The organism is Streptomyces violaceoruber, assembly GCF_033406955.1.
In the GTDB taxonomy this organism is placed as follows: Bacteria; Actinomycetota; Actinomycetes; order Streptomycetales; family Streptomycetaceae; genus Streptomyces; species Streptomyces violaceoruber.
Genome location: NZ_CP137734.1, coordinates 6,244,791 through 6,267,660, shown reverse-complemented (window position 1 = coordinate 6,267,660; position 22,870 = coordinate 6,244,791). Strand labels below are relative to the sequence as shown.

Sequence of the window (22,870 nt, the reverse complement as noted above, 5' to 3'; positions counted from 1 at the left end):
GAGCGACCCGGGGACGGTGTGAGCCCGGGGGCGAGCGCGACGTGAAGATCACCCCGGAGCCGCCGGAAGAAAGCCGTGGCAGGACAGTCACGGCGAGTAGAACCGGCTCGCGACCCCAATGAGGGGGCTCGCCGGAGCACACGACGCACCGGCCGGGCCAAGGAGGGTGGTACCGCGGGAGCACGGCTCTCGTCCCTCCGACGGAAGGCAGCACGTCCGCCGGAGGAAGCTCGCTGATGACAACGCCTCAGTACCGCCAGGTACCCGCCCAGGTCGACCTGCCCGCGCTCGAACACGCGGTGCTCGACTTCTGGCGCGAGCAGAAGATCTTCGCCAAGAGCCTGGAGCAGTCCGAGGGCCGCCCCGAGTGGGTGTTCTACGAGGGCCCGCCCACCGCCAACGGCATGCCCGGCGCCCACCACATCGAGGCCCGCGTCTTCAAGGACGTCTTCCCCCGCTTCCGCACCATGCGCGGCTACCACGTGGGCCGCAAGGCCGGCTGGGACTGCCACGGCCTCCCGGTGGAGCTGGCGGTGGAGAAGGAGCTGGGCTTCTCCGGCAAGCAGGACATCGAGGCGTACGGCATCGCCGAGTTCAACGCCAAGTGCCGCGAGTCGGTGACCCGCCACACCGACGCCTTCGAAGAGCTCACGACCCGCATGGGCTACTGGGCCGACCTCCAGGACCCGTACCGCACGATGGACCCGGAGTACATCGAGTCCGTCTGGTGGTCGCTGAAGGAGATCTTCAACAAGGGCCTGCTGGTCCAGGACCACCGCGTCGCCCCCTGGTGCCCCCGCTGCGGCACCGGCCTGTCCGACCACGAGCTGGCCCAGGGCTACGAGACGGTCGTCGACCCGTCCGTCTACGTCCGGTTCCCGCTGACCTCGGGACCGCTGGCCGGCGAGGCCGCGCTGGTCGTCTGGACCACGACCCCGTGGACGCTGGTCTCCAACACCGCGGTCGCGGCGCACCCCGACGTCACCTACGTCGTCGCCACGGACGGCGAGGAGAAGCTGGTCGTCGCGGAGCCGCTGCTCGCCAAGGCGCTCGGCGAGGGCTGGGAGACCACCGGGCAGTCCTTCACCGGCGCCGAGATGGAGCGCTGGACGTACCAGCGCCCGTTCGAGCTGGTGGAGTTCCCGGAGCCGGCCCACTACGTGGTGAACGCCGACTACGTCACCACCGAGGACGGCACCGGCCTCGTCCACCAGTCCCCCGCCTTCGGTGAGGACGACCTCAAGGTCTGCCGCGCGTACGGACTGCCCGTGGTCAACCCGGTCCGCCCGGACGGCACCTTCGAGGAGGACGTCCCGCTGGTCGGCGGCGTCTTCTTCAAGAAGGCCGACGAGAAGCTGACCGAGGACCTGGAGACCCGGGGCCTGCTCTTCAAGCACATCCCGTACGAGCACAGCTACCCGCACTGCTGGCGCTGCCACACGGCGCTGCTCTACTACGCGCAGCCGTCCTGGTACATCCGCACCACGGCGATCAAGGACCGACTCCTCCAGGAGAACGAGAAGACCAACTGGTTCCCGGACGCGGTCAAGCACGGCCGGTACGGCGACTGGCTGAACAACAACATCGACTGGGCCCTGTCCCGCAACCGCTACTGGGGCACCCCGCTGCCGATCTGGCGCTGCGCGGAGGACCACCTCACGGTCGTCGGCTCCCGCGCGGAGCTGACCGAGCTGTCCGGCACCGACCAGTCGTCCCTGGACCCGCACCGTCCGTTCATCGACGACGTGACCTTCACCTGCGCCCAGGAGGGCTGCTCCCTCGAAGCGGTGCGCGTGCCCGAGGTCATCGACGCCTGGTACGACTCGGGTTCGATGCCGTTCGCGCAGTGGGGCTACCCGTACAAGAACAAGGAGCTGTTCGAGAGCCGCTACCCTGCGCAGTTCATCTCCGAGGCCATCGACCAGACGCGCGGCTGGTTCTACACGCTGATGGCGGTCGGCACCCTGGTCTTCGACAAGTCGTCCTACGAGAACGTGGTCTGCCTCGGCCACATCCTCGCCGAGGACGGCCGCAAGATGTCCAAGCACCTGGGCAACATCCTGCAACCGATCCCGCTGATGGACCAGCACGGCGCCGACGCGGTCCGCTGGTTCATGGCGGCCGGCGGCTCCCCGTGGGCGGCCCGCCGGGTCGGCCACGGCACCATCCAGGAGGTCGTCCGCAAGACGCTCCTCACCTACTGGAACACGGTCGCCTTCCAGGCCCTGTACGCCCGAACCACGGGCTGGGCCCCGAGCGAGGCCGACCCGGCACCGGCCGACCGCCCGGTCCTGGACCGCTGGCTGCTCTCCGAGCTGCACGCACTCACCGACCAGGTGACGCAGGCGCTGGACGCCTACGACACCCAGCGGGCCGGCAAGCTGCTGTCCGCGTTCGTCGACGACCTGTCCAACTGGTACGTGCGCCGCTCCCGCCGCCGCTTCTGGCAGGGCGACAAGGCCGCGCTGCGCACCCTGCACGAGGTCGTCGAGACGGTCACCAAGCTGATGGCCCCGCTGACCCCGTTCATCACCGAGCGGGTCTGGCAGGACCTGGTCGTGCCGGTCACCCCGGGCGCGCCCGAGTCGGTCCACCTGTCCTCCTGGCCGGAGGCCGACCTGACGGCGATCGACCCGGAGCTGTCGAAGCAGATGGTCCTGGTCCGCCGCCTGGTCGAGCTGGGCCGTGCCACGCGCGCGGAGTCCGGCGTCAAGACCCGGCAGCCGCTCAGCCGCGCGCTGATCGCGGTGGCGGGCTTCGACACCCTCTCCCCCGAGCTGCACTCGCAGATCACGGAGGAGCTGAACGTGGCGTCCCTCGCCTCGCTGAGCGAGGTCGGCGGCTCCCTGGTCGACACGACGGCGAAGGCCAACTTCCGGGCGCTGGGCAAGCGGTTCGGCAAGCGGGTCCAGGACGTGGCGAAGGCCGTCGCGGCCGCGGACGCCGCCGCGCTGTCCCTCGCCCTGCGCGAGGGCACGGCCTCGGTGGAGGTCGACGGCGAGACGGTCACCCTCGCTCCGGACGAGGTGATCATCACGGAGACGCCGCGTGAGGGCTGGTCGGTCGCCTCCGACTCGGGCGCGACGGTGGCGCTCGACCTGGAGCTGACGGAGGAGCTGCGCCGGGCGGGCCTCGCCCGGGACGCGATCCGCCTGATCCAGGAGGCCCGCAAGAACAGCGGCCTCGACGTCGCCGACCGGATCGCCCTGCGCTGGACGGCCACGGACCCGGCGACGATCGCCGCCCTGACCGACCACTCCGGCCTGATCTCCGACGAGGTCCTGGCGACGGACTTCGCCCAGGGCGAGGCGGACGACTCGTACGGGGCGCCGTTCACGGACGAGGGCCTGTCCCTGGTGTTCCGCCTGCGCAAGCAGTAGCCACCTGGCAGCATCTGGGCCCGGCCTCCCTCGCCTGAGGGGCGCCGGGCCCCGTGCTTTCCGTCGCGGGGCACCTCCCAGGCCGTTCAGGCACTGGGGGAGGCACGACTGCCCGCAGCTGCATGGACACAAGGGCGGGCCCCGGGTTCAGAAACCCGGGGCCCGCCCTGAACGTTGCCGAAGGCTACGCCGTACTACAGATCAGTTGTCGTCCTCGTCGATCAGGAACCCGCGCATCGGCGAAGGCGCCTGCCCCATCGGCGACGGGCCCTGCGGCCGCACCGGTGCCATCGGCTGGGTCATCGCGGGCGACATCTGCTGCTGGCCGCCGTAGGACGGACCGGACTGGCCCGGGCCGCCACCCATCGACTGGTTGCCGCCGTAGGACGGAGCGCTAGCGCCGGCCGGTGCCATCGAGGGCGCCGGGGACGGCGGCAGAGAGGCGGTCGCGGGCGTGCGCGGCGGGGCGAGCGAGTCGTCGGCCTGGGTCTCCAACTGGCGCAGCTGCGACTCCAGGTACGACTTCAGTCGCGTCCGGTACTCGCGCTCGAAGCCGCGCAGGTCCTCGACCTTGCGCTCCAGCGTGGCGCGGGCGGACTCCAGGGAGCCCATCGCGACACGGTGCTTCTCCTGCGCGTCCCGCTCCAGGGCGTCCGCCTTGGCACGGGCGTCCCGCTCCAGACCCTCGGCACGCGAACGAGCCTCGCCGACGATCTTGTTGGCCTCGGAACGGGCCTCGGCGATCGCCTGGTCGGCGGTCTGCTGAGCCAGCGAGAGCACGCGGGCGGCACTGTCGCCGCCGGGGCCGCCCTGACCGGGCATGCCGGGACCACCGGGGCCACCGGGGCCCTGCGGGCCGCCCATGGGGCCACCCATCGGGCCGGGACCCATCTGGCCCTGCATCGGACCCGGACCCTGACCCATCGGCCCGGGACCCTGGCCCATCGGGCCGGGACCCTGCGGGCCACCCTGTCCGCCGGGGCCGGCGGGCAGCTGCGGGGCACCGCTCGGCAGCTGGGGCGGACCACCCATGGGGCCACCCATCTGCTGCTGCGGCGGGCCCGATATGCCGGCGGGCACCGGAGCGCCGGGACCTCGCATGCCCTGCTGCGGCATACCGCCCTGCTGCGGCGGGCCCTGCTGGTGCTGCGGCGGACCCTGCTGGTGCTGCTGATCCTGCGGAGGTTCCGGAGGCTTGCGCATGTTCTGCTGGTTCTGCGCGGCCGCACGCGTGGCCGCGGCCAGCTTGGCGCGCAGGTCCTCGTTCTCGCGGAGCAGTCGGGTCAGTTCGGCTTCGACCTCATCGAGGAAGGCATCGACCTCGTCCTCGTCATAGCCTTCTCGGAGGCGGACGGTCGTGAACTGCTTGTTCCGCACGTCCTCGGGGGTCAACGGCATCTCTTCACCTCAACGTTGTCGTCGGCATTCGGCAAGCCCGTATCTCTCTCATCGCTCACAGCTGGCTCACGATCGAGATCAGGATGTAGACGATGATCATCAGTACGAAGAAGGACAGGTCGAGCGCCACGCCCCCGAGACGCAGCGGCGGGATGAACCGCCGCAGAAGCTTCAACGGTGGATCGGTGACAGTGTAGGTGGCCTCCAGAACGACCACCATCGCCTTGCCGGGTTGCCACGAGCGGGCGAACTGGAACACGTAGTCCATGACCAACCGGAAGATGAGCACGATGAGGAAGCACATCAGCGCGATGTAGACGACATCCAGGACCACGCTCATGACCTGTGCTTCCCTCTCCCCTGAACCATCTCTCGGGCCCTGTCCCGGGCCCGTGTTCTTGCTCTGTACCGGTAGTGCGTCTCAGCTCTGGTTGAAGAACCCGCCCTCTGCGATACGGGCCTTGTCCTCCGCCGTGACATCGACGTTAGCAGGAGACAGCAGGAACACCTTCTGCGTCACCCGCTCGATACTGCCGTGAAGACCAAACACCAAACCGGCCGCAAAGTCGACAAGTCGCTTCGCATCTGTGTCATCCATCTCAGTGAGATTCATGATCACCGGAGTGCCCTCACGGAAGTGTTCCCCGATGGTACGGGCCTCGTTGTAGGTCCGGGGGTGAAGCGTGGTGATCCGGTAGGGCTCTCGTTCGGACACGACCTTGGGCATGATGACCGGTGCGCTCTTTTCCAGGCTTGCGCGTTCTTGTGTGATGGACGCCACGGGCGCGATGCGCGCCGGACGGCTCGATTCCGCCGCGAGCGAAGCGGCACGGGGCATCGGCTCGCGCTGCGCGGGCGGTTGTACGACTCGTACCTCTTCGTCCCTTTGGGACTGATGCGCACCATGCGACTGGTGCGCCGGTTCGTGGCGCCGGTGATCCCGCTCGGGTTCCGGGTCCAGTTCGGGTTCGAAGTCGTCGTCGGGGTCGAACCCCCGGCCGTCGTACCCATCGTCCTCCACGAGGCCGAGGTAGACCGCCATCTTGCGCATCGCGCCGGCCATGCTCTGAGTCCTCCGCTCTGTGGTGGATCTGCTGACGACTCCAAGTGCCTGCGATCCACGAGGTCGTTGCGTCCGCCTTTCGGCGGTAATGACCATATTTTCTGCTGTGGTCCGACTTCTTGGCGACGTTACCCGAGCCTGGGTCGGACTCCGAGTACCGCAGTGCCGACGCGTACATGTGTCGCTCCGGCGGCCACGGCCTGTTCGAGGTCCGCACTCATCCCCGCGGAGACCATGTTCGCAGCCGGATGGGTCCGGCGCACGCGGGTCGACAAATCCATGAGGTGCTCGAACGCCGCCTGTTGGCGTCCGGCGTACTCGCCGCTGAGCGGGGCCACGGTCATCAGTCCGTCGAGGCGCAGCCCCTCCGATCCGGCGACCAGGTCGGCCAACTCTTCGATTCCGGCGGGCGGGACACCGCCGCGCTCCCCGCGCCCGCCCTCCTCCGCGTCGAGGGCCACCTGGAGGAGACAGCCCACCTCACGTCCGGCCCGTACGGCCTCCTTCGACAGCGCCGTGACCAGCCGGGCCCGGTCGACGGACTGCACGACATCCGCGTAACCGACCACGGAACGCACCTTGTTCGTCTGCAACTGTCCGACGAAATGCCAGGAAAGCGGCAGATCCGAGCAGGCGGCGGCCTTGGGCGCCGCGTCCTGGTCGCGGTTCTCCGCGACGTGGCGCACCCCGAGTTCCGAGAGAATGCGCACATCGTCCGCCGGGTAGGTCTTGGTGACCACGATGAGGGTCACGTCCTGGCGCGGGCGGCCCGCGGCCGCGCACGCGTCGGTGATGCGCTGTTCCACTTTCGCCAGGTTCGCGGCGAGTTCGTGCTTACGGTCCGTCATGCCCCATCAGTCCAGCCACACATAGCCCGCGAGCCGCCCGGTGGTGCGGTCGCGTCGGTACGAGAAGTGGTCCGCCGACTCCCGGGTGCACACCGGCGACTGCGCCCGGTCGTGCACCCCGAGGCGCTCGAGCTGCGCGTGCACTCCGGCGCTCACGTCGAGGGCCGGAGTGCCCCAACCGGTCTCGGCGTACGCCGCCGGCTCGACGGCGGCCACCTCGGCGCGCATCTCCTCGGGCACCTCGTAGCACCGGCCGCACACGGCGGGCCCGGTGCGGGCGACGATCCTGGCGGGGTCCGCGCCGAGTTCGGCCATGGCCCGTACGGCGGCGGGGACGACCCCGGCGACCAGGCCCGGCCGGCCCGCGTGCGCCGCGGCGGCGACACCGGAGACCGGGTCGGCGAGCAGGACCGGCACGCAGTCGGCGGTGAGGACGGCGAGGGCGAGACCGCGCTCGGCGGTGACGACGGCGTCGACCCGCGGGACCGGGCGGTCCCCCCAGGGCGCGTCGACCACGGCGACGTCGGCCCCGTGCACCTGGTTCATCCAGACCACCCGGGCCGGGTCGACGCCCAGCGACTTGGCCGCCAGCTCCCGGTTGGCGGTGACGGCGCCGGGGTCGTCACCGACCGCGCCGCCGAGGTTGAGCTCCTCGTACGGAACGGCGCTCACTCCGCCCCACCTGTCGGTGAAGCCGAAGTGCGCGCCGTTCACGGTGTCGCGCTGTCCTATCACTTCAGGAAGTCCGGCACGTCCAGTTCCTCGGCCGCGCTGTCCGAGTAGGTGCGCGACGGCGGGACCGGCGGCGGGGAGACCGGCAGGTCGGCGACCGGCTCCGGCACGGGGGCCGGCTCCGGCTCCTCCTTCGGCTTGACGCTGCCGAGCGAGCCGAAGGACGGACGGCTCTCGGACGGCCGGGCCGGGGTGGGCTCCTCGCGCTTGGCCGAGGAGGACCCGAGGACGTTGTCCCGCTTGGACGGCGGCTGGCCCCCGTCGAAGCCGGCCGCGATCACGGTGACCCGCACCTCGTCGCCGAGGGCGTCGTCGATGACCGCGCCGAAGATGATGTTGGCCTCGGGGTGCGCGGCCTCGCTGACCAGCTGGGCGGCCTCGTTGATCTCGAACAGGCCGAGGTCGGAGCCGCCGGAGATGGAGAGCAGCACGCCGCGGGCGCCGTCGATGGACGCCTCGAGCAGCGGCGAGGAGATCGCCATCTCGGCGGCGGCCACCGCGCGGTCGTCGCCGCGGGCGGAGCCGATGCCCATGAGGGCCGAACCCGCCTCGGACATGACCGACTTCACGTCGGCGAAGTCCAGGTTGATCAGGCCGGGGGTGGTGATGAGGTCGGTGATGCCCTGCACACCGGAGAGCAGCACCTGGTCGGCGGACTTGAACGCGTCGAGCACGCTGACCTGGCGGTCCGAGATGGACAGCAGCCGGTCGTTGGGGATGACGATGAGGGTGTCGACCTCTTCGCGGAGTTCCGCGATGCCGTCCTCGGCCTGGTTGGCCCGGCGCCGTCCCTCGAAGGTGAACGGGCGGGTGACCACGCCGATGGTGAGGGCGCCCAGCGAGCGGGCGATGTTGGCCACGACGGGCGCGCCGCCGGTGCCGGTGCCGCCGCCTTCACCGGCTGTCACGAAGACCATGTCGGCCCCCTTGAGGACCTCCTCGATCTCCTCGCGGTGGTCCTCGGCGGCCTTGCGGCCGACGGCCGGGTTGGCTCCGGCGCCGAGTCCGCGGGTGAGTTCGCGGCCGACGTCGAGCTTGACGTCGGCGTCGCTCATCAACAGCGCCTGCGCGTCGGTGTTGATGGCGATGAACTCGACGCCCTTGAGACCGACCTCGATCATCCGGTTGATGGCATTGACACCACCGCCGCCGACACCGATGACTTTGATGACTGCGAGGTAGTTCTGCGGTGCTGCCACGTCGAAGGCCTCTCGCCTCGAGTTACGTGTCGCCCGGCCGCCGAAGCACTGATGCCCCCGCGACCCGACGACTGATGCCGATTGGGACGGTCCGTAGCGCCGACCCGAACCCTAACGCTGAAGTTTAGGGTTACCAGTGTGTCTGTTCCTTGGACTCTTCCGAACAGGACACTAAGTCGACAAGTGGCGCACGTTCAACGAACACGCCGAACCTCCCGTTTTTCTTTTCACCCTATGTGATCAGCCGTAGCGCTGCCCAACCAGGGTGCTGGCCTGCACGTATACCCGTCAACTCCCGGATGACGCCGGGGCGGTGGCAACACTCACGTCGAAGTGCCGCGCGTCGGGCGTCGCTTTCATGAGGGCGGTGAGTGCCCGGGCCTTCCGCACACCCTGCTCACCACTCCCCCACGACACGGTCCGACCGCCGCTCAACTCCAGCGAGATGTCGTCGTAGGAACGGACCTTGACGACCCGTGTGTCCCGGGCGACCTTGCCCGGGAGCCGGCCGGCCACCCGCACCGCCTCGCGCACCAGGCGGTCGTCGTCGAAGCGGCGCAGGCTCGCCGCGGCTGAGCCGGAACGGGCCGGTTCCAATTCCAGCGTGGGTACGTCTTTCGGGGCCTTGGAAACCGTGGCGAAACGGACGCCTTCATCGTCCACTTCCACGAAGTTTCGGCCCTTTTGCACAATCAGGACCGGAGTACGCTCCGTCACTTTCAGTCCGATTCCGTGCGGCCAGGAACGCTCCACGTCGACCTCGTCAATGCGGGGCAATTTCCGGCGCAGCCGGGCCTCGACCGCCTCCGTGTCGACCGAGACCAGCGGGTCCCCGACCGGCACGTCGGCGGCCTCGCGCACCTGTGCGGGCGTCAGGACATCCGTTCCCGAGACCGACACCCGTTCCAGACGTGTCCAGTTCGAGCCGTAGAGCACCCAGACGGTTCCGCCCGCGACGAGCACGAGGGCGACGGCGAGGATGATGATCGTACGAAGGCGGGGCCGGCGGAACCGGCGTACCCGGGGCGGGCCGGACGACTCCTGCTGGCGTGCACCGCGCTCGGCGGTGGTCGGTCCGGCCACGCTCCCTGCCTTCCGTCAGACGTGTCTAGCGGCGCGCACGGGCGGCGATCGCCTCGTACACCATGCCGACGAGGAGGTCGTCGGCGTCCCGGCGGCCGAACTCGGCGGCGGCGCGGGACATCTCGTACAGCCGGTGCGGGTCGGCGAGCACGGGCAGGACGTTCTGCTGGAGCCACTCCGGCGTGAGTTCCGCGTCGTCGACCAGCAGTCCGCCGCCGGCCTTGACCACCGGCTGGGCGTTGAGCCGCTGTTCGCCGTTGCCGATGGGCAGCGGGACGTAGGCGGCGGGAAGCCCGACGGCGGAGAGCTCGGCGACGGTCATCGCGCCCGCGCGGCAGAGCATCATGTCGGCGGCGGCGTACGCGAGGTCCATCCGGTCCAGATAACTTACCGGGATGTACGGGGGCATTCCCGGCATCTGGTGGACCTGCGGCAGTTCGTTCTTGGGTCCGACCGCGTGCAGGATCTGGATACCGGCCTGCTGAAGCCAGGGCGCGACCTGCTGGATGACCTCGTTGAGACGGCGGGCGCCCTGCGAGCCGCCGGTGACCAGCAGCGTCGGCAGGTTGGGGTCGAGACCGAACATCGCGCGGGCCTCGGGACGGGCGGCGGCCCGGTCGAGGGTGGCGATGGAGCGGCGCAGCGGGATGCCGATGTAACGGGAGTTGCGCAGCTTGCTGTCGGGAGTGGAGACGGCGACCTGTGCGGCGTACCGCGAGCCGATCTTGTTGGCCAGGCCGGGGCGGGCGTTGGCCTCGTGCACGACGATCGGCACGCCGAGCCGCTTGGCGGCGAGGTAGGCGGGCAGCGCCACGTAGCCGCCGAAGCCTGCTACCGCGTCCGCCTTGGTGCGCTCCAGGATCTGCTCGGTCGCCTTGATCGTCCCGCGCAGCCGGCCCGGGACGGTGATCAGCTCGGGGGTGGGCTTGCGCGGCAGCGGTACGGCCGGGATCAGCGCCAGCTCGTAACCCCGCTCGGGCACCAGGCGGGTCTCCAGGCCGCGTTCCGTGCCCAGGGCCGTGATCCCCACGGTCGGATCCTGCCTGCGCAGGGCGTCCGCGAGGGCGAGCGCGGGCTCGATGTGGCCCGCGGTTCCTCCGCCGGCGAGTACGACATGCACCGAAATTCACCGCTCTCCGGACGAACGCGCCGCCGAGGCGCGCCGTCGCATCGTGTTCCAACTCCCAGGGCTCCGCTTGGCCGCGGGTCCCCCGGCTCCCCGCTTTCTACCAAAGCGAGGTTGCCGCAGCGCAAGCGCCGCCCGCGCACCGGGTTCGTCACGCGCGAAGGCGATCAGCAGACCGATGGCGAACATGGTCGGCAGCAGGGCGGAACCCCCGTAGGAGAACAGCGGGAGCGGGACACCGGCGATCGGCAGCAGCCCGAGGACCGCACCGATGTTGATCACGGCCTGGGCCGTGATCCAGGTGGTCACGCCTCCCGCGGCATACCTCACGAAGGGGTCCTCCGTGCGTCCGGCCACGCGGATACCCGCATAGCCTAGAGCCGCGAACAGGGCGAGCACCGACAGCGTCCCCGCCAGGCCCAGTTCCTCACCGGTGACGGCGAAGATGAAGTCGGTGTGTGCTTCGGGGAGTTGGCCCCATTTCTCCACACTGGCACCGAGCCCGGAACCGAACAGTCCGCCGGAGGCCAGGGCGTAGATGCCGTGCACGGCCTGCCAGCAGGAGTCGCCGGGACCCGGGTCGGTGGCGCCGAGGCAGTTGAGCCGGGCCATCCGGTTCGCGCTGGTCTTGATGAGGATGAAGCCGAGCAGCAGGGCGATCGAGAGCACGCCCGCGAACAGCCGGGTGGGCGCGCCGGCCAGCCAGAGCAGGCCGAACAGGATCGCCGTGAGGATGATCGCGGTGCCCATGTCACCGCCGATCATGATCAGCCCGAGCAGCATGAACGCGGCGGGCACCAGCGGTACCAGCATGTGCTTCCACTGGGTCAGCAGCTTCTTGTCGTGCTTGCGGGCGAGCAGGTCCGCACCCCACAGCACCAGGGCCAGCTTGCCGAACTCGCTGGGCTGGATCTGGAAGGAGCCGCCCAGCGAGATCCAGTTCTGGTTGCCGTTGACCGCGACTCCTATCCCGGGCACCTGGACCAGGATCATCAGGAAGACGGCACCGGCGAGGATCGGGTAGGCGAGCGCCCGGTGCAGCTTGACCGGCATCTTCATCGCGGCGACCAGGAGACCGGCGCCGATGAGCGCGGCGAGGGCCTGCTTGCGGAAGAAGTACGAGCCGGGCAGCGACAGCTGGAGCGCGGTGATCTGGGACGCCGAGTAGACCATCACCAGGCCGAGCACGGTGATCAGCGCACTGCCGCCGAAGATCAGGTAGTAGGCGGTCAGCGGCCGGTCCCAGGCGCGGCGCAGCCGGTGGTAGAGGCGGAGCACGCCGTTGTCGTGCGGCGGCCCGGGTGCGGCGGGCCGCTTGACGGTCCGCTGCACGGGCGGACGTCCGGTACGGCTCTGGGGACTACCGGGCATCGCGGCCTCCGCTGTACGTCGGCATGGACCGTCCCACGCGTCCTCCCGAGTTCACCCGGCGGCAGGAGGCGGCCGGGTCAGGCGCCGAGTTCGCGAACGGCCTGCGCGAACGCGTCACCGCGCTGGTTGTAGTTGGTGAACATGTCCATGGAGGCACAGGCCGGGGCCAGCAGCACCGTGTCACCGGGCCGGGCGAGCCGCCGCGCCTCCTGGACGGCCTGGAGCATCGCACCAGTGTCGGTCCGGTCGAGGTCGACCACGGGTACTTCGGGCGCGTGTCGCGCCAGGGCTTCGCGGATCAGGGCGCGGTCGGCGCCGATGAGGACGGCGCCGCGCAGCCGCTTCGCCGCGCCCGCGACCAGCTCGTCGAAGGTCGCGCCCTTGGCCAGCCCGCCGGCGATCCACACGATCGACTCGTAGGCCGCCAAGGAGGCTTCGGTGGCGTGGGTGTTGGTGGCCTTGGAGTCGTCCACGTAGGCCACGCCGTCCACGTCGGCGACGTGCGCGATGCGGTGGGCGTCCGGTGTGAAGGCGCGCAGCCCGTCCCTCACGGCGGCCGCGGAGACGCCGAAGGCGCGGGCGAGACCCGCGGCGGCAAGGGCGTTGGCGATGTTGTGCGGGGCGGGCGGATTGACGTCGGAGACCTCGGCCAGTTCCTGGGCGTTCTTCTGCCGGTCCTCGACGAAGGCGCGGTCGACCAGCAGGCCCTCCACGACGCCGAGTTGCGAGGGGCCGGGGGTACCGAGGGTGAAGCCGATCGCCCGGCAGCCCTCCTCCACGTCGGCGGCGCGGACCAGGTCCTCGGTGGCCTTGTCGGCGACGTTGTAGACGCAGGCGACGTGATTGCCCTCGTAGATGCGGCCCTTGTCGGCGGCGTAGGCCTCCATGGAGCCGTGCCAGTCGAGGTGGTCCGGGGCGAGGTTGAGCACGGCGGCGGAGTGGGCGCGCAGCGAGGGCGCCCAGTGGAGCTGGTAGCTGGACAGCTCCACGGCGAGGACGTCGTACTCCTGCTCGCCGGTGACCGCGTCCAGGAGCGAGACGCCGATGTTGCCGACGGCGGCGGTGCGCAGACCGGCCGCCTTCAGGATCGACGCGAGCATCTGGACGGTGGTGGTCTTGCCGTTGGTGCCGGTGACGGCGAGCCAGGGCGCGGGCTTCCGGCCGTTCAGGCCGCGCAGCCGCCAGGCCAGTTCCACGTCGCCCCAGACCGGGACGCCGGCCTGTCCGGCCGCCGCGAACAGCGGCTTGGTGGGCTTCCAGCCCGGTGCGGTGACGATCAGCTCGGTGCCCTCGGGAAGCGTGTCCCCGTCCCCCAGGCGCACGGTGACGCCGAGCGGCTCCAGCTCCGCCGCCTGCGTCCGGGCCCGCTCGTCGTCGCCGTCGTTGACGACGGTGACCTGCGCGCCGAGCCCGTGCAGCACCTTGGCCGCCGGGACGCCGGAGACGCCGAGTCCGGCGACGGTGACGTGCTTGCCGCTGAATTCCGAAGGCACCGAGGAGGTCACTTGTCCGTTGCCCATCCCGCGTAGAAGAGGCCGAGTCCGACGATCACACAGATGCCCTGGATGATCCAGAAGCGGACCACGACAAGGACTTCGGACCAGCCTTTGAGTTCGAAGTGGTGCTGGAGTGGCGCCATCCGGAAGACCCGCTTGCCGGTGAGGCGGAAGGAGCCGACCTGGATGACCACCGACATGGTGATCAGCACGAACAGGCCGCCGAGGATGGCCATCAGCAGTTCGGTGCGCGAGCAGATCGCCAGACCCGCGAGCACACCGCCGAGCGCGAGCGAACCGGTGTCGCCCATGAAGATCTTGGCCGGCGAGGTGTTCCACCACAGGAAGCCGAGGCAGGAACCCATCAGCGCGGAGGCGACCACCGCGAGGTCGAGCGGGTCTCTCACCTCGTAGCAGGCACCCGGGTTGGTCAGGGTCAGCGCGTTGGCGCAGGACTCCTGGAACTGCCAGACGCCGATGAAGGTGTAGGCGCCGAAGACCAGGACGGAGGCGCCGGTGGCCAGTCCGTCCAGGCCGTCGGTCAGGTTCACGCCGTTCGACATCGCGAGGATCATGAACAGCGCCCAGACGACGAACAGCACCGGGCCGATGGTCCAGCCGAAGTCGGTGATGAACGACAGCTTCGTGGACGCCGGGGTGTTGCCCCGGTTGTCCGCGAACTGAAGCGAGAGCACGGCGAAGGCGATGCCGACGGTGAGCTGGCCGATCATCTTCGCCCTGGCCCGCAGGCCCAGCGAACGCCGTTTGACGATCTTGATGTAGTCGTCGAGGAAGCCGACCAGGCCCATGCCCACCATCAGGCCGAGCACCAGCAGGCCGGAGAAGGTCGGCCCCGCGTCGATGTCGGGGTCCAGGTAGCTGGTGATGCCCTTGGCGAGGAAGTACGCGGCGACCGTCGCCAGGATGAAGGCGATACCACCCATGGTCGGCGTACCGCGCTTGCTGGCGTGCTCGCGCGGTCCGTCGTCGCGGATGTACTGGCCGTAGCCCTTGCGGGCCAGGAGCTTGATCAGCAGCGGGGTGCCGACCAGCGTGAGGAAGAGGCCAATGACTCCTGCGAACAGGATCTGCTTCATCATCGGGCGGCAACCTCACCCTCGGCGCCGGTCTCGAGGAGCGCCGTGGCGACGCTCTCCAGACCCACCGAACGGGACGCCTTCACGAGCACGACGTCTCCTGGGCGCAACTCGCTGCGCAACAGGTCGACCGCCGCCTGTGCGTCGGACACGTGCACCGACTCCTCACCCCACGAACCCTCGTTATATGCGCCCAGTTGCAGCCATCGGGCTTCCCTGCCCCCGACCGCGACGAGCTTGCTGACGTTGAGCCGGACGGCGAGCCGTCCGACCGCGTCGTGCTCGGCGAGCGCCTCGTCCCCGAGCTCGGCCATCTTGCCGAGCACCGCCCACGTACGACGCCCCTTGCCCATGGCGACCAGCGCACGCAGCGCGGCCTTGGTGGACTCGGGGTTCGCGTTGTAGGCGTCGTTGACGACCGTCACGCCGTCCGGGCGCTCGGTGACCTCCATCCGCCAGCGGGAGAGGGAGCCCGCCTCGGAGAGCGCGGTGGCGATCTCGTCTGCGGACATGCCCAACTCGTGGGCGACGGCGGCCGCGGCGAGCGCGTTCGACACGTGGTGCTCACCGTACAGGCGCATGGTCACATCGCTTGCACCGGAGGGTGTGTGAAGGCTGAAGGAAGGCTGTCCGGTGTCCGTGAGTCGCACGTTCTCGGCGCGAACGTCCGCTTCGCCGGACTCTCCGAAAAGGATCACCTTCGCCTTCGTTCGGGAGGCCATGGCCCGTACGAGCGGGTCGTCCGCGTTGAGGATCGCGGCGCCGCCCTCCTCGGCCGGCGGCAGGGCCTCGACGAGTTCGCCCTTGGCCTGGGCGATCTGCTCCCGGCCGCCGAACTCGCCGATGTGCGCGGAGCCGACGTTGAGGACCGCGCCGATCTTCGGCGGGGTGAGTTCGGTGAGGTACCGGATGTGGCCGATGCCGCGGGCGCCCATCTCCAGGACGAGGAACTTCGTCTCGTCGGTGGCGGTGAGCGCGGTGAGCGGCAGCCCCACCTCGTTGTTCATGGAACCGGGCGTGAAGACCGTGGGCGCCTTGCGGCGCAGTACCTGGGCGATCAGGTCCTTGGTGCTGGTCTTGCCGGCCGACCCGGTGAGGGCCACGAGGGTGGTGCCGAGGCGTCGCACGACGTGCCGGGCGAGGGCGCCCAGGGCGGCCTGGACGTCGTCCACGACGATCGCCGGCACGCCGACGGGACGGGAGCCGAGGACGGCCACCGCACCCGCTTCGACGACCCGCGCGGCGAAGTCGTGGCCGTCGGCCCGTTCGCCCACGAAGGCGACGAAGAGGCTGCCGGGCCCGGCTTCCCGGGAGTCCCGGACGACCGGCCCGGTGACCTCGGCGGACGCGTCCGGTATGTCGTGCATCCGCCCGCCGACGACTTCTGCGATCTCGGCGAGTGAGAGGGTGATCACAAGTTCGTCCCCTGGATCAGGATCAGGATCGGCTGGATCGTTCGGGATCTCATCGGGATCTCATCCCTGGGTCTTCTTGATGGCTTCGCGCAGCACCTGGCGGTCGTCGAAGGGACGGACGACGCCGGCGATGTCCTGGCCCTGCTCGTGGCCCTTGCCCGCCACCAGCACCGTGTCGCCGGGCTCGGCCCGGGCGACGGCGGCGGCGATCGCGGCGGCCCGGTCCTCGAAGACCTGCACCTCGCCGCGCTCGTGCGCGGGCACGGACGCCGCGCCCTGGAGCATGGTGGCGAGGATCGCGAGGGGGTCCTCGGAGCGGGGGTTGTCGGAGGTCAGTACGGCGGTGTCGGCGAACCGGGCCACGGCGGCGCCCATCGGCTCCCGCTTGGTGGTGTCCCGGTCGCCGCCGCAGCCGAGCACGGCGTGCAGCTTGCCCTCGGTGACCTTGCGCAGGGCCCGCAGGACCGACTCGACGGCGTCGGTCTTGTGGGCGTAGTCGACCACCGCGAAGAAGGGCTGGCCCTCGTCCACGCGCTCCAGGCGGCCCGGCACGCCCGGTACGGCGGCGACGCCGTCGGCGGCGCTCTGCGGGTCGAGCCCGGCGGCGGCCAGGGCGACGATCGCGGCGAGGGTGTTCGCCACGTTGAAGGGTCCTGCCAGCGGCGACTTGGCGGCGATCCGCTCGCCCTTCGGCCCGAGCACGGTGAACGTCGAGTCCAGCGGGCCGACCTCGACCTCGTCGGCGCGCCAGTCGGCGTCCGGGTGGCCCTCGGCGGAGTAGGTGACGACCGGGACGGTGGCCTCCTTGGCCAGGCGGCGCCCGTACTCGTCGTCCACGTTGACCACACCGAGCCTGCTGCGCTTCGGGGTGAAGAGCTGCGCCTTGGCCTGGAAGTAGTCCTCCATGCCGGAGTGGAACTCCATGTGCTCCGGGCTGAGGTTGGTGAAGACGGCGATGTCGAAGACGCAGGCGTCGACGCGGCCGAGCACCAGGGCGTGGCTGGAGACCTCCATGGCGACCGCCTCGGTGCCGCGCTCGCGCATCACCGCGAACAGCGCCTGGAGGTCGGTGGCCTCGGGCGTGGTGCGCTCCGACTTGATGCGCTCGTCGCCGATGCGCATCTCGACCGTGCCGATCAGCCCGGTGGACTTCGCCGTGCGCAGGCCGCCCTCGACGAGGTAGGCGGTGGTCGTCTTGCCGGAGGTGCCGGTGATGCCGATCTGGAGCAGGTCGCGGCCGGGGTGGCCGTAGATCGTGGCCGCCAGCTCGCCCATCCGCGCGCGCGGGTCGTCGACGACGAGGGCCGGCAGACCGGCGGCGGCGGCCCGCTCCGCGCCGGCCGGGTCGGTCAGCACGGCGGCGGCGCCGAGACCGGCGGCCTGGGTGACGAAGTCGGCGCCGTGCAGGCGGGCTCCGGGAAGGGCGGCGTACAGGTCACCGGGGCGGACGGCGCGCGAGTCGTGGGTGATCCCCGTGATCTCGGCGGAGCCGTCCGGCGCGGCGACACCCAGCTGATCGGCGAGTTCCGCGAGGGGTGTGGCGGAGATCCGCACCGGCCGGGGCGGTCCCGGGTATGTCACGGGGTGGCCCTTCTGGGTGGTTTGGGACTGATCAGGGTGTGGCACGGCGGTGAGCGTACCGGCAGTACCCGCCTGGGGGCGAAGCGAGGGGGAAGGGCTGTTCTGGTTCCCGGGGTCGGGGGTGATCGTCGTCACGGATGGTTCCTGGTGGCTCGGTACTGAATCGGCGCTGGTTCGGTACGGCTCGGTGCGGCTCGGTGCGGCTCGGTGCGAGGGGGCGGTACGGCTCAGGGTTTGAAGGTGACCGGGAGCCTCGCGGGGGCGGCCCCGGTCGGCGGGACCTGAAGGGTCTTCAAGGCGAACTCCATGACCTGCTTGTAGATGGGGCCGCAGATCTGGCCGCCGAAGTAGCTGCCCTCGGTGGCGTTCTGGATGGCGCAGTAGACGGTGACCCGGGGCTTGTCGGCGGGGGCGAACCCGGCGAAGGACGAGGTGTAACCGTGGTACTTGCCGGTGGCCGGATCCACCCGGTTGGCCGTGCCCGTCTTGCCCGCCACCCGGTAGCCGGGGATGCGGGCCTTGGTGCCGGTGCCCTCCTCGTCGTCGACGACGGACTCCAGCATCTGCGAGAGGGTCTTCGCGGTCCTCTCGCTGGTCACGCGGGTCTTCTTGGGTTCCGGGGCCGGAGTGAAGCGTCCGTCGGCGCCCTTCGTACCGCGGACCAGCGTGGGTTCGATGCGGACGCCGCCGTTGGCGACGGTCGAGTAGATGGAGGCCGCCTGGAGCGCGTTCACGGAGACGCCCTGGCCGAAAGGGATCGTGTACTGCTGCGAGGTCGACCACTGGTCGGGCGGCGCGAGGATGCCCTTGGTCTCGCCGGGGAAGCCGAGCCCGCTGTAGCCGCCGAGGCCGAACTTGCGCAGGTAGGAGTAGAGCACCTTGTTGGCCTCGGCCTGGGTCTTGCCCAGCTCGCCGGTGGCCATGATCGTGCCGATGTTGCTGGACTTGGCGAGCACGCCGTTGAGCGTGAGGTACCAGGTCGGGTGGTCGATGTCGTCCTTGAAGAGCCGGTCGCCGCGCTTGAGCCGGTTGGGGACCGTGATGTGGGTGCCCGGCGTGGCGACGTTCTCCTCCAGCACGGCCGCCATGGACAGCACCTTGGCGGTGGAGCCCGGCTCGAAGGCGTCCTGGAGCGCGGCGTTGCCCAGCGCCGCGGGGTCGGCGTGGGCGAGGTCGCCCGGGTCGAAGCCGGGCGAGTTGGCCATGGCGAGGATCTCGCCGGTGGTGGTGTCCTGGACGATGACGTAGCCGCCGTCCGCCTTGGACTTCTCCACCTGCTCGCTGATGGCGTGCTGCGCGGCCCACTGGATGTCGCGGTCGATGGTCAGCTCGACGTCGCTGCCCGGCACGGCGGGCGTCTCGGTGGAACCGGCGGTGGGCACCTGGCGCCCCCCGGACTGGGCGTAGCGGATCTTGCCGTCCTCGCCGGCCAGCGTCGTGTCCAGCTTCCGCTCCAGGCCGCCGCCGCCCTTGCCGTCGGCGCCGACCCAGCCGAGGATGCCGGCGGCGAGGTCGCCGCCCGGGTACACCCGCTTGCTGCTGGGGTCGGCGAAGACGCCCGCGAGCACGTTGACCGTCGCCCTGTCGGTCTCCGCCTTCGCGGTGAGCGCGGTCTTCAGGTCCTTGATCTGGTTCCAGACCTGGGGGGTCTGCCGGCGCGCGAGGCGGACGTAGCGCAGTTCCCTGTTCTTCGGGCGGAGCACCTTGGCCAGCTGCTCCTGGTCCTGGCCGAGGATCGGTGCGAGGAGCGCCGCCGCCTGCTCGGGTCCGTCGTCGACCTTCAGCTGCTCGCGGGTGAACATCGTGGGGTCGGCGGTGATGTCGTAGGAGTCCACGGTGGTCGCGAGGGCGACGCCGTTGCGGTCGGTGATCCCGCCGCGTTCGGCGGGCAGGGTGTGCACGACGTAGCGGTTCTGCTCGGCCTTCGCCGAGTAGGTGCCGGCGTCGACGGCCTGCACCTGGAGGAGCCGTACGACGAAGGCGGCCAGCACCAGGGTCAGGGCGAGGCCGATCATGCGCAGCCTGGGGCGCGGACTGCCCAGCCGGAAGGCGCGGGGCGCCGGGCGGGGCGGTCCCGGCCTGCGGGCGGGCCGGGCGCCGGGTCCCGGGCGGCGCCCGCCGCCGGAGCGGACGGGCCTCGCGGGTCCGGGCACCCGGCGGCGCGGCGGTTCCCTGTCGGACACTTCCGTCACCTGCCGGGAGTCGGGGTCGGGGTGGGCGGCGCCGCGGTGGTGGGGGTGGCGGCCGTGCCGGACGGGGCCGCGGTGGGGGGCGGGCCGGAGGGCTCGCTGTAGGGGGACGGTGTGACCGTGGACGCGCCGGCGGACGTCGAGGCCAGCGCCTCGGGGGCGAGGACGAGCGGGGTGGCCGCGGCGGGGGCGGGGCTCGGCACGCCCTTGACGGTGCCGTCGGGGTCGAGGAAGGCGGGGTCGCCGCCGGGCACCATGCCCAGTTCGCGGGCGCGGCGCTGGAGGGCCCGGGGGGCGGAGTAGGCGTCGATGTCCCGCTGGAGCGCCTGTTCCTCGTCGGTGAGCTCCTTGGTCCGCTGCTTGAGGTCGTCCAGCTGGAAGGAGCCCTCGCTCAGGGCGGAGTTCAGCACGAGGAGCCCGATGAGGCCGCCGCCGAGGAGGACGACGACCAGGAGGACGAACGGCGCCCGGGCCGCCTGGCCCCGGGATCCGCCGGTGGGCAGGAGCCGGGCCAGCCGGGCCGCCCTGCCCTTCAGTTCGGGTTTCCTGCTCACACGCCCTCCCCTGGGGGGTGTCGTCTGGATCTTGCCGGGGTCGCGGGGGCCGCTCGGGTCCGCCACGAGGCACCGCCTCCCGGAGCCGGCCTGATCCGGACGACACCCCCTTGGGGCCGTCGTCCGCACCGGTGCCCGGCCTGCCTCGCTCGCTCCGCCCGAGGGACTCCCTTCACCCGAGGGACTCCCTGATGCGCTCGGCGCCGCGCAGCCGTGCCGGTGCCGCGCGGCGGTTCTCGGCGATCTCCTCCTCGGTGGGGAGTTCGGCACCGCGGGTGAGCAGCTTGAGCCGCGGTGCGTACTGCTCGGGGACGACGGGCAGGCCGGGCGGCGCGGTGTTGGCGGCGCCGGCCGCGAACACCTGCTTGACCAGCCGGTCCTCCAGCGAGTGGTACGACAGCACGGCGATCCGCCCGCCGACCGCGACGGACTCGACGGCGGCCGGGATCGCCCGCTCCAGGACGGACAGCTCGCCGTTGACCTCGATGCGCAGGGCCTGGAAGGTGCGCTTGGCCGGGTTGCCGCCGGTGCGCTTGGCGGCCTGCGGCAGCGCCGCGCGGATCAGCTCCACCAGGCGGGCGCTGTTGGTGAACGGCTCCTTCTCGCGCTCGCGCACGACGGCGGACACGATCCGCTTGGCCTGCTTCTCCTCGCCGTACGCCCGCAGGATGCGGACGAGTTCGCCGGGCGGGTAGGTGTTGAGCACCTCGGCGGCGCTCATGCCGGTGCTCTGGTCCATCCGCATGTCGAGCGGGGCGTCCTGGGCGTAGGCGAAGCCGCGGTCGGCCTCGTCGAGCTGCATGGAGGAGACGCCGAGGTCGAACAGAACGCCCTGGACGCGGGGGACGCCGAGCCGGTCGAGCACGTCGGGCAACTCGTCGTAGACGGCGTGCACGAGGGTGGCGCGTCCGCCGTACGGGGCGAGCCGCTCGCCGGACAGGCGCAGAGCCTCCTTGTCGCGGTCGAGGGCGACGAGCCGGGCCTCGGGGAAGCGTTCGAGGAGCGCCTCACTGTGCCCGCCGAGCCCCAGCGTGCAGTCGACGACCACGGCTCCCGGCTCCTGGAGGGCGGGTGCCAGCAGGTCCAGACACCGCTGGAGCATCACCGGGACGTGTCGACTCTGGCTCAAGTGGGGCGGCCTCTCAGGTCCGGCGCGGCGTCACGCACTGCCGGGTCCCCTCCCGCTCGCATCTGAAGGGGAGGCCTGCCGGCGCCAAAAGCGTCGGCCGGCCAGGAGCGGGAGGAGGCCGAGCCGTACGTACGCGCCGCGCACGTGGGGAGATCTGGCGGGACGTCGCCCAGGTCTCCGGGGAATTCAGTCCAGCAGGGAGGCCTCGCCTCCCGCTTCGCGCCACTTTAGTCCACGGTGTCGCCCGGTCAATCAACCGGCCTGCGCGTCGCGGACACCGGTGTCAGCAAACCGGCATCGCACGGCTTTTCACTCGTACGGCCGCAATCCCGCCACCCTGTGGGTTGGCTCACAACAAGCGTCGATGACGTTCTTTGTCCCGCTTCACAGCGGGCCACGGGCCGGGACGGCCAGTAACGTCATGGATATGACGACTTCTGCATCGGTACCCGCCGCCTCCGAATCCGCCACAGTGGCCGACCACACCGTCACCGACCGGCTCGTCGAGGCGAACGAACGCTACGCCGCGGCGTTCGCCGACCCGGGCATGGACGCCCGTCCCGTACAGCGCGTCGCCGTCGTGGCCTGCATGGACGCCCGCCTGGACCTGCACGCCGCGCTCGGCCTGAAGCTCGGCGACTGCCACACGATCCGCAACGCGGGCGGTGTCGTCACCGACGACGTGATCCGGTCCCTGACGATCAGCCAGCGGGCGCTCGGCACCCGCAGCGTGGCCCTCATCCACCACACGGGCTGCGGCATGGAGACCATCACCGAGGAGTTCCGGCACGACCTGGAGCTGGAGGTGGGCCAGCGTCCCGCGTGGGCGGTGGAGGCATTCCGGGACGCCGACCAGGACGTGCGGCAGTCGATCGAGCGGGTGCGCACCTCGCCGTTCCTGCTGCACACCGAGGACGTGCGCGGTTTCGTCTTCGACGTGAAGACCGGGCTGCTGCGCGAGGTCGACCCCGCCTGATCCGGCGGCCCGCCCCGACGATCCCGCCGTGCAAGCTCCGCAAAGGCCGTAAGCGCCGACATATCGCGGCCAGTTGTCCACAGGCGAGTGACACGAATCGGTAACGGCGGCAAGAATGCGGGAAGTGGTGTCGCGCGGAACTTTTTCGGCGCGGTGTCCGTGATTCGGGGTGGGCCGGTCCGCGGTGCGGGGCCGGCCGGCAAGTTGGGGTACCTCCACTTCCCAGGAAGTGC

At 70.8% G+C, this 22,870-nt stretch carries 18 protein-coding genes; 2 read left to right on the top strand and 16 right to left on the bottom strand.

The features are described from left to right. Positions 1 to 236 precede the first annotated feature (236 nt). Positions 237 to 3,380, top strand: a complete 3,144-nt coding sequence (gene ileS / locus R2E43_RS27980) for an isoleucine--tRNA ligase (RefSeq protein WP_003976739.1) — start codon at positions 237 to 239, stop codon at positions 3,378 to 3,380. A 201-nt stretch (positions 3,381 to 3,581) separates the two neighbouring features. Here the strand turns inward: ileS and divIVA are convergent, their stop codons facing one another. The 16 genes from divIVA to rsmH form a co-directional block, all read right to left on the bottom strand. Next, positions 3,582 to 4,778, bottom strand: a complete 1,197-nt coding sequence (divIVA, locus tag R2E43_RS27975) for an apical growth/hyphal branching protein DivIVA (RefSeq protein WP_003976738.1) — start codon at positions 4,776 to 4,778, stop codon at positions 3,582 to 3,584. 55 nt (positions 4,779 to 4,833) lie between these two features. Continuing rightward, positions 4,834 to 5,118, bottom strand: coding sequence for a YggT family protein (locus tag R2E43_RS27970; protein WP_003976737.1), 285 nt, complete (start codon positions 5,116 to 5,118; stop codon positions 4,834 to 4,836). 81 nt (positions 5,119 to 5,199) lie between these two features. Then, positions 5,200 to 5,841 carry a cell division protein SepF gene (locus R2E43_RS27965; RefSeq protein WP_003976736.1) on the bottom strand — a complete coding sequence of 214 codons (642 nt, stop codon included), beginning with the start codon at positions 5,839 to 5,841 and terminating at the stop codon, positions 5,200 to 5,202. A gap of 128 nt (positions 5,842 to 5,969) precedes the next feature. Next, on the bottom strand, positions 5,970 to 6,689 hold the full coding sequence (locus R2E43_RS27960) for a YggS family pyridoxal phosphate-dependent enzyme (protein ID WP_011028129.1): 720 nt from the start codon (positions 6,687 to 6,689) through the stop codon (positions 5,970 to 5,972). Positions 6,690 to 6,695: 6 nt separating this feature from the next. Continuing rightward, complete coding sequence (pgeF, locus tag R2E43_RS27955; protein WP_011028130.1) at positions 6,696 to 7,424, bottom strand: peptidoglycan editing factor PgeF; 729 nt, start codon at positions 7,422 to 7,424, stop codon at positions 6,696 to 6,698. Continuing rightward, on the bottom strand, positions 7,421 to 8,620 hold the full coding sequence (gene ftsZ / locus R2E43_RS27950) for a cell division protein FtsZ (RefSeq protein ID WP_003976733.1): 1,200 nt from the start codon (positions 8,618 to 8,620) through the stop codon (positions 7,421 to 7,423). Before ftsZ ends, pgeF begins: the two co-directional genes overlap by 4 nt. A gap of 288 nt (positions 8,621 to 8,908) precedes the next feature. Next, entirely contained in the window at positions 8,909 to 9,703 is a 795-nt protein-coding gene (gene ftsQ / locus R2E43_RS27945; RefSeq protein WP_093455914.1) for a cell division protein FtsQ, read from the bottom strand. A 25-nt stretch (positions 9,704 to 9,728) separates the two neighbouring features. After that, positions 9,729 to 10,823: an undecaprenyldiphospho-muramoylpentapeptide beta-N-acetylglucosaminyltransferase gene (murG, locus tag R2E43_RS27940; protein ID WP_003976731.1), complete on the bottom strand. Its 1,095-nt coding sequence runs from the start codon at positions 10,821 to 10,823 to the stop codon at positions 9,729 to 9,731. A gap of 6 nt (positions 10,824 to 10,829) precedes the next feature. After that, positions 10,830 to 12,200: a putative lipid II flippase FtsW gene (gene ftsW, locus R2E43_RS27935; protein ID WP_003976730.1), complete on the bottom strand. Its 1,371-nt coding sequence runs from the start codon at positions 12,198 to 12,200 to the stop codon at positions 10,830 to 10,832. A gap of 77 nt (positions 12,201 to 12,277) precedes the next feature. Next, positions 12,278 to 13,693 (bottom strand): UDP-N-acetylmuramoyl-L-alanine--D-glutamate ligase, encoded by a 1,416-nt coding sequence (murD, locus tag R2E43_RS27930; RefSeq protein ID WP_093457867.1) that lies wholly within the window; start codon positions 13,691 to 13,693, stop codon positions 12,278 to 12,280. An 8-nt stretch (positions 13,694 to 13,701) separates the two neighbouring features. Then, complete coding sequence (mraY, locus tag R2E43_RS27925; protein WP_003976728.1) at positions 13,702 to 14,793, bottom strand: phospho-N-acetylmuramoyl-pentapeptide-transferase; 1,092 nt, start codon at positions 14,791 to 14,793, stop codon at positions 13,702 to 13,704. Beyond that, on the bottom strand, positions 14,793 to 16,208 hold the full coding sequence (locus tag R2E43_RS27920) for a UDP-N-acetylmuramoyl-tripeptide--D-alanyl-D-alanine ligase (RefSeq protein WP_003976727.1): 1,416 nt from the start codon (positions 16,206 to 16,208) through the stop codon (positions 14,793 to 14,795). Before R2E43_RS27920 ends, mraY begins: the two co-directional genes overlap by 1 nt. Before the next feature lie 60 nt (positions 16,209 to 16,268). Next, positions 16,269 to 17,789 (bottom strand): UDP-N-acetylmuramoyl-L-alanyl-D-glutamate--2,6-diaminopimelate ligase, encoded by a 1,521-nt coding sequence (locus R2E43_RS27915; protein ID WP_011028131.1) that lies wholly within the window; start codon positions 17,787 to 17,789, stop codon positions 16,269 to 16,271. Between the two features lie 227 nt (positions 17,790 to 18,016). Continuing rightward, entirely contained in the window at positions 18,017 to 19,981 is a 1,965-nt protein-coding gene (gene ftsI / locus R2E43_RS27910) for a cell division protein FtsI (protein WP_189283764.1), read from the bottom strand. Further along, positions 19,978 to 20,532 carry an FtsB/FtsL family cell division protein gene (locus R2E43_RS27905; protein WP_161270016.1) on the bottom strand — a complete coding sequence of 185 codons (555 nt, stop codon included), beginning with the start codon at positions 20,530 to 20,532 and terminating at the stop codon, positions 19,978 to 19,980. Before R2E43_RS27905 ends, ftsI begins: the two co-directional genes overlap by 4 nt. 172 nt (positions 20,533 to 20,704) lie before the next feature. Continuing rightward, complete coding sequence (rsmH, locus tag R2E43_RS27900; protein WP_078653284.1) at positions 20,705 to 21,661, bottom strand: 16S rRNA (cytosine(1402)-N(4))-methyltransferase RsmH; 957 nt, start codon at positions 21,659 to 21,661, stop codon at positions 20,705 to 20,707. Positions 21,662 to 22,088: 427 nt separating this feature from the next. On the opposite strand from rsmH, the gene R2E43_RS27895 reads away from it, so the two are divergent. After that, the gene (locus tag R2E43_RS27895) at positions 22,089 to 22,637 is read left to right on the top strand and encodes a beta-class carbonic anhydrase (protein ID WP_003976722.1); all 549 of its coding nucleotides are present in this window, start codon (positions 22,089 to 22,091) and stop codon (positions 22,635 to 22,637) included. Positions 22,638 to 22,870: the final 233 nt, after the last annotated feature.

What these genes read in the sequence shown, in the direction of transcription:
- R2E43_RS27960 (WP_011028129.1), bottom strand. Translation starts at nt 6,689, where the DNA reads ATGACGGACCGTAAGCACGAACTCGCCGCGAACCTGGCGAAAGTGGAA.
- divIVA (WP_003976738.1), bottom strand. Translation starts at nt 4,778, where the DNA reads ATGCCGTTGACCCCCGAGGACGTGCGGAACAAGCAGTTCACGACCGTC.
- R2E43_RS27965 (WP_003976736.1), bottom strand. Translation starts at nt 5,841, where the DNA reads ATGGCCGGCGCGATGCGCAAGATGGCGGTCTACCTCGGCCTCGTGGAG.
- R2E43_RS27970 (WP_003976737.1), bottom strand. Translation starts at nt 5,118, where the DNA reads ATGAGCGTGGTCCTGGATGTCGTCTACATCGCGCTGATGTGCTTCCTC.
- ftsW (WP_003976730.1), bottom strand. Translation starts at nt 12,200, where the DNA reads ATGCCCGGTAGTCCCCAGAGCCGTACCGGACGTCCGCCCGTGCAGCGG.
- R2E43_RS27895 (WP_003976722.1), top strand. Translation starts at nt 22,089, where the DNA reads ATGACGACTTCTGCATCGGTACCCGCCGCCTCCGAATCCGCCACAGTG.
- mraY (WP_003976728.1), bottom strand. Translation starts at nt 14,793, where the DNA reads ATGAAGCAGATCCTGTTCGCAGGAGTCATTGGCCTCTTCCTCACGCTG.
- ileS (WP_003976739.1), top strand. Translation starts at nt 237, where the DNA reads ATGACAACGCCTCAGTACCGCCAGGTACCCGCCCAGGTCGACCTGCCC.